General features: G+C 45.6%; 4 protein-coding genes, 1 tRNA gene and 2 pseudogenes. 2 read left to right on the forward strand and 5 right to left on the reverse strand.

The features are described from left to right. Nucleotides 1–2,042 (reverse strand): DUF7133 domain-containing protein (locus ACOJS8_RS03765; RefSeq protein ID WP_420147196.1); only part of this gene is annotated, 2,042 nt, incomplete at its 3' end. Nucleotides 2,043–2,760: 718 nt separating this feature from the next. On the opposite strand from ACOJS8_RS03765, the gene ACOJS8_RS03770 reads away from it, so the two are divergent. Next, nucleotides 2,761–2,997, forward strand: coding sequence for a type II toxin-antitoxin system HicB family antitoxin (locus ACOJS8_RS03770; RefSeq protein ID WP_420147197.1), 237 nt, complete (start codon nt 2,761–2,763; stop codon nt 2,995–2,997). A gap of 327 nt (nt 2,998–3,324) precedes the next feature. Here the strand turns inward: ACOJS8_RS03770 and ACOJS8_RS03775 are convergent. The 3 genes and pseudogenes from ACOJS8_RS03775 to ACOJS8_RS03785 all read right to left on the reverse strand — a co-directional run bounded on the left by ACOJS8_RS03775 (nt 3,325) and on the right by ACOJS8_RS03785 (nt 5,334). After that, nucleotides 3,325–4,194, reverse strand: a pseudogene (locus ACOJS8_RS03775) (IS1 family transposase). Between the two features lie 186 nt (nt 4,195–4,380). Then, nucleotides 4,381–4,451 (reverse strand) — tRNA-Ser (locus tag ACOJS8_RS03780). Nucleotides 4,452–4,494: 43 nt separating this feature from the next. Beyond that, complete coding sequence (locus ACOJS8_RS03785) at nt 4,495–5,334, reverse strand: hypothetical protein (RefSeq protein ID WP_420147198.1); 840 nt, start codon at nt 5,332–5,334, stop codon at nt 4,495–4,497. Between the two features lie 283 nt (nt 5,335–5,617). Here ACOJS8_RS03785 and ACOJS8_RS03790 point away from each other — a divergent pair, with 283 nt between their 5' ends. Next, nucleotides 5,618–6,265: a J domain-containing protein gene (locus ACOJS8_RS03790; protein WP_420147199.1), complete on the forward strand. Its 648-nt coding sequence runs from the start codon at nt 5,618–5,620 to the stop codon at nt 6,263–6,265. A gap of 25 nt (nt 6,266–6,290) precedes the next feature. Here ACOJS8_RS03790 and ACOJS8_RS03795 read toward each other — a convergent pair. Next, nucleotides 6,291–6,533: pseudogene (locus ACOJS8_RS03795) on the reverse strand (hypothetical protein); the annotation flags it as partial.

The following is a 6,533-nucleotide window of genomic DNA, read 5'->3' on the forward strand; positions in this document are numbered from 1 at the left end:
ATACGTACCGCCCGCGACGGATGGCTGGCTAACGCCACTACGGGTTCCGCTTTGCCGATACGCGCCAGAGCCAGGCTAGCGGCATGTCGGATGTAGGCATCTTCGTCGTTGTTGGCCTCCAGCAGTTGAATAAGCGGTTGAACTGCAGGCTCATACGCGATACGTCCCAAAGCTTCGGCGGCAAAGAAACGAGCCCGGCTGTTGGCATCTTTCAGGAGCGGAATCAGCGCTGAACCCGCTTCGGCATAGCGGACATCACCTAACCATTTCGCGGCCTGCGCCCGAATTTCAGGATCTTTATCCGCCAGCAACGGCATCAGGAGCTGACCGTACTGCTTATCCTGCCGGGTTAGCTGGCTAATGCCCCAGATGCCGTGCACGCGAGCTAACTGATTGTCGGTCTGTTGAATAGCGGTCTTGAATACGTCGGCTCCTTTAGCGCCCCGTTTTGCTAATTCGAACTGGGCTTTCTGCCGAACGCGCATGTCTGGATTTTTGAGTAAATCGCCCAGATCGGTTTCAGAGCGTTTCCCGAAGGCTTCGGCCAGCAGCGCTTTAGTACGTTGCCGATCCGCCGAATTAGCGGCCGATTTATCATCCAGCTTCCAGACACGGCCGTAGTCTTTGGTGTCCCAGCCATTAATCCAGTCTGCTACGTATAAAGCACCATCCGGACCGAAGTCGATGCCGGTAGCCAGTACGTTGCCCAGAACTTTTTTCTGTTCGCCCAACTCGAACGAAGCACCTTTTGGTTTCAGCTTAAAGGAATGAACTCCCGACCGGGCGGGGTTTCCCACAAACTCAGCAATGAAAAATGTGTTTTTGTAGGCAGGACTCAAGGCCGTACCCGGATTATATTTCATACCGGCCGGGCCACTAACGAAGTTGGCAATGGTTGGCGTGATGTAGGCCGCCTGCCCTACAAAACGGGGGTTGTACATCTGCTCATCCATCCAGAATTTATACGTAATGTTCTTCGGATCGCGGTATTTGCCGAATTGCCAGTAGCTGCGCCAGCCCGTATCGGAGCCGTTCACAATGTAGACCAGCCGTTCTTTCTCACCCGGATGATCGCCGTCGTTGTCTTCGCTGATCAGGTTGCCGTATTCATCGAAAACAAACTCGTGTGTGTTCCGAACCCCGTAGGCAAACACTTCAAAATCACTCCCATCCGGATTCGACCGGACAATGACGCCACTATTCGGGTGCTCCCACTTTTTTCCGTCCTGACCTTTGCCGCTGAAGCCAATGTCGCCAATCTGCCAGTAGATACGGCCATCCGGTCCTATTTCGATACCCGACATGCCGTGACCGCTGAAGCCAACGTGAATGCCGTAGCCGTGCGAAATAGACGTTTTGGATTCAGCAATGCCATCGCCATCCTTGTCCTGCATACGCCACAAATCGGGTCCTACTGCTACATACAGATCGTCGCCATGACGCATAACGCCCCCTGCTACGTCCGTTACTTCGTCGTTGAAGTCCTCAACCATTAGTTGCGAAAAGTCAGCAACACCATCACCGTTCGTATCTTCAACCCGGTAGACATTCTCTTTCTCAACCGCCATATCGCGCCAATCGTGTGACCCGTCGCCGTTAAGGTCTTTCAGCCATTCGTTTTTGGCGCTGTTTTCGGGCGATAGAATTCGGTGCAGGAAAGCTCGCTTGTCTTCGATACTCTGCAAGCGGTTCGATTCAATCTCCCAATCCTGATGACCACGAATGTCGAACTCGGAGTTTTTCTGCCTGTTGGTTCGGGTGTAATACAGCCTGCCGTTATCATCGATATCAATAGCAATTGGATCGGCTACCAGCGAATCGACGCCCCACAGACTCAATGAAAGTCCTTCTGCCAGTTTTGGCGTTACGGTGGCTTCAATTGTTTTGGCTAACTGAGCGGCTTTTTCGGGAGCCATCCGCTTAATCCGGCGGTCAATTGGGTCTTTCTCATTCTGATAACCCGCCAGACCGACCAGCGAGGCCAGCGTAAAGGACCAGATGACCTGTTTATTCATCAAGGGACGAACGTTTACTTTTTTCATGTTAAATCAATATCGATTACGACTGCCGCCGACGATTAATAGATCCGAAAGATAGTTACATGTATCGTATAAACTCCCGGTTATTTGCATAAAAAGGCTTTTCTGGCTTGATATTACTTGAGTCGAATAAACATGTTATTTAAAAACGGTTTCTTAATAGCCAGTCTGTGAAGAAAACTGTCTTCTGAAATGCTTTATCGGCTCCCAAAGACTAAGTTGGCAGGTTCTGGCAGTAGCGTAAACGAGTTGATTCGTCTACATTAGCTGTTGGATTCTGTATACCCGCTTAACTATGTCGTTTCAAGCTTACATCGACAATATTCGGGCAAAAACCGGCAAAGGTCCCGACGAGGTAATGTCTCAGTTTGAAATTTGAACTTCACATTAACTAATTACAGGCAAAGACTAAGTAGCCGCCTTTAGCTGTAAGCAAATTTTATGGTGATGACTGACGATTTTAGCGAATGGTAAGGTTCTACAAAAATTACAATAAAAATTATTTTTAATTGCTCCTTTATATTATAAGTAGAAAAGGACCTATTTTTACTTCTTAGAAAAGTACAATGAATTATGGCTGTCCACCACGGTGGACTATCGGAATATTTCAAAAAAGTAAACTGAAACCATAAATATTTCGTTTATTTGGGACAAATAGTTTGTGATGTGAGCGCAAATTATTTGTTAATACACCTTTATCTCTGTTTAAAACAACTAAGAAATGGAAAATGAAATCATCGTTCGCATTGCGAAAGGCGATGATGGCTTCGTCATCGCAAGAGCTGTAGGATATCCAGGTGTTATCACCTTTGGTCGCAGCGAAGAAGAGGTGATGCGCGAAATTCAGATTGTCTGGAATGGAATGGCTCAGATAGATGCCATCAAGCACATGGGCAATCCAAAGCATCCCATATATAAAGGACATACCACTGAAAAACGCTTCCGACTGCAAGCCTAAATAATGGATTACCAGAGTTTCCTAGATCATATTCAAACAGAAGGCTGTACTTGGTTACGTAATTTCGATACAGGCTTTGGCGCTTATTATAACAACGTACATAATGGTAAAGTCGCTTTCCTAAAACGTGATAGCTGGGTACCTTGGCCTATTGTGATAGCCTTTTGTAGAGACATAGGTATAGATCGGCCAGCTCATCTCCAACATAAAGAGGCTGAATATGATGAATTAGGACTCTCAGAATAGCAAAAAGCCCCTCACATGAGGGGCTTTTTGCTATTTATCACTGTTGGGCTTTTCCTTCATAGGAGAGGACCATACTCCCCCTTAATCCTTTTTGTACTTGCCTCGAACTTTTGGCGCTTCAATCGGGGCAAGTTCAGCAATTTCACTGATAGCCATTGGTCGTTTAGCCAAACCCGCTTCCATTGCAGGAGTTACCCGTAACGTCTTATGCACCTTGCAGAAGTTGTAGTACACAAAGTGTAGAGCAATCGCGTAGCAATGGTTCTCGATCTTTTTAGAGAACGCATTGGTAAGGCGAGTAAAACGTCTCATGTGCATACGCATCGTTAAGTTTTGACGCTCTACATATGAAGTAGATATATGGTCAACATCGGGACGACCTTCAATCACAACCTTCTTTGTGCCTACAAATTCAGCCGCGCTATACCGTTTTTCGTTACCTGTACTCTCAGGAGCACCGTAAATCTTTACCAGTTGGGCAAAGTCAATAAAACCTTCAAACGTGTCGTCAACGGCTTTTAATTACGGCTTAAATCCGTCTGTAGTTAGCTGTATCCGATTGCTGATACGGCTCTTAATGTCCTGCATGAACTCATAGGCTGATTGAGCATCCCGATTGCCTACGTACCAGCTTAGAATCAGTTTAGTGTCAGCATCAATGCCTGTCCAAGTCCAAACGTCCCCCGCGCCCTCAGGAGCCGCTACCGCTTCTTCTACGTTCTTTTCCTTCGCATAAACAAAGCTCCAAATCTCGTCGCACTGAACGCGCTCACTCTTTACGCCTACTACCGTAGCGTCGTGAAAGTCCTGACATGCCTTACCTACGTCAACCAGTAGCTTGGTAACGGTATTAATCGACACGTCCGCAATCCGAGACGTAGCGCGTAATGAAGTGCCCTCAACTAGCAGTTGAATGATCTGGGTGCGTTTGGCGATAGGTAGCTTGTTCATGTAGTAAAGGTAATACTTTATGCTTTACCAGTCAAGCATTTGTTCATTTTGATTGAAACAATTTTTATATTTGTTTTGTAGTTCCAATCAAGAAAGACGTAGAAATTTAATAGAGCGATATAGCCAATTCTAAAAGAGGGGCTATCTGATTGACTAATAATGATTTTCGGTAGTAGTACCGATTTGTGGAGTGGATGGGAATCGAACCCACGACGTATAGGTCTCTAATCTGCACGCGCCGTGCCACGGCCCACCCCGACACTTTGCCCCGTCAGACTGGCATCTGAACGGGGCAATTTTTTACTGCTCAAAGGTTAGCGCAATTTGTTCCAGTTGTAGGGTTAAGATTTTTAAGTCCTTCTCTTTCATATTGTCTGGATATATCAAACGTGCAACTTTTCTTTCGGTAAGATGAATTGTAACCTCTAAAGTATTGCTGCTAACATTAGGGGAGCTTTGTGGCGTTGGAAGTGCTTTTTGCGCCACATACTCACTCGCTGACGGTGCTTCTCCAACTGGATCAGGGCTGTACGAATCTTCACTTTTATTCGGTTCATCGGAGCCCGATGAATCTTCGTTTTTTACAGCAGGTGCCGATAACTCCTGAGAGCCGCTTGGCATTAATACCCGTTGACTGTTCAGAAGCCCTGCATAATCAGCATTTTGAATGAAAATTTCTACAGCTTGTGGTGCTGCGACGCTCGTTATACCATGTTGTCGGATTAGAACTACCTTAAGTACTTCGTCTGTCGGCAGCACTTGACCCTTGTACGTCTCAATTAGACTTTGATAAAGTTTTGGATTCCTAAAGCACTCTCCAACATTATCCAACTTTTCTTCTGGAGAATATGGCTGTAGAATATGTTCAGCAAGCGATGTTAGCTTGTATCCTGTTCCGGCGGCCTTATCGACTAAACCATATTGTGCAGCAGCGGAGATGTCCCGCTTTACTCCGGTAGATCCTCGCTTAAGTACAGCCATAATGTCTTCCCGTTTAAACTTACCTTTTTGGAATGACTTCTTAAGGGCTGCAACAAACTCTATAGTATATTCAATTGTGGAGCCTGGGTAAGCAGCACTTCGCTCCAATACTCTTTTTTCTTTGTCGGCTTCCACCGGCTCGTTATTGTCTAAATCCATAGTTTTGTCATTTTGGTACGGCAAGTTTAGTAAAAGAAAAGATCACTTGCAATATTTTATCCGGCAAAACTGCGGCAAATTCTCTTGCCATTTCATTAAGGTCTGTAAATCAGAATTTTAAATAACTAAACGGCAAAACTTTTGTCTATGAATTGTTAGTTTATAATGGCAAGTTTATAAGTTAGTCTAGTTAAAAATGGCGTGAATAGTTAGATTTCGGGTTGATATTTTTTTGTTAAAATAGACGTTTGTTTAATAGATATTTACTTCTAACATTGCAGTCATGATACCGGCACATCCTTTACAATGGCCAGTCTCTCGCGACCGAACAAAGGCCCCGGGGGCGGCCACATATTCAACGATACTTACTACTGCTTATGACTACGTACTTAAGCAGTTGACTTTATTAGGTGCAAAGAAGATTGTTATTTCATCTAATGCTGTCTTAAAAAAGGACGGTAAACCGTCTGCTAAACAGCCTAAAATAGCCGACAGTGGGGTAGCTGTTTGGTTTCAGTGGTCAGGAAGTCAAACTATTTGGTATTCAATAAGTTGCGACATATATAACTCCATAGCGGATAATCTTAGGGCAATCGGTTTGTCTGTAATAGACATTCGTAATATAACACGGCGGTTAAATACACCGCTGATACGAATGTTTATGGCTACGCCCCCACAAGATCAATCACAGCAACAAAAACCACCACCAAGACAGGAGCCGCCACCACCAAGACAGGAATATAAGCGAGAAGCACCGCAGTTCTGGCGTAGCGTGTTGAGTGTTTCCCTTACCGCTGGTTGGCCCGAAACAAAGCGAGCATATTACCAACTAGCCAAAATACGTCACCCTGATACGGGCGGTAGTGCGGCTCAGTTTCAAGAATTAAGTAGAGCTTACTCGGAAGCGAAAAAGTATTTTGGTGTGAGCTAAAACAAGAAAAAGGACTAGCAGATTGTTAGTCCTTTTTCTTCCATCGTTTTTCAGCCGCCTTTCGCGCTATTTCTTTGCGCTGTTCGGGCGTAAGGCTGTTTGCTCTTGCCTTCCCACCTTTTAGCCCGCCGAGCCTACCCAGCGCAACAGCCGCCGGATTCTTTGTGCTGTCCGGTGTTTCATTCTCCGCTTCGCCCGTTGCAATATCTGCAATCAGTTTGGCAAGCTGGTTTGTATCTTTGGGTCGGTTCGTTTTAGCCATGCCGTA

This window comes from Spirosoma sp., from assembly GCF_048594605.1.
Lineage (GTDB): Bacteria > Bacteroidota > Bacteroidia > Cytophagales > Spirosomataceae > Spirosoma.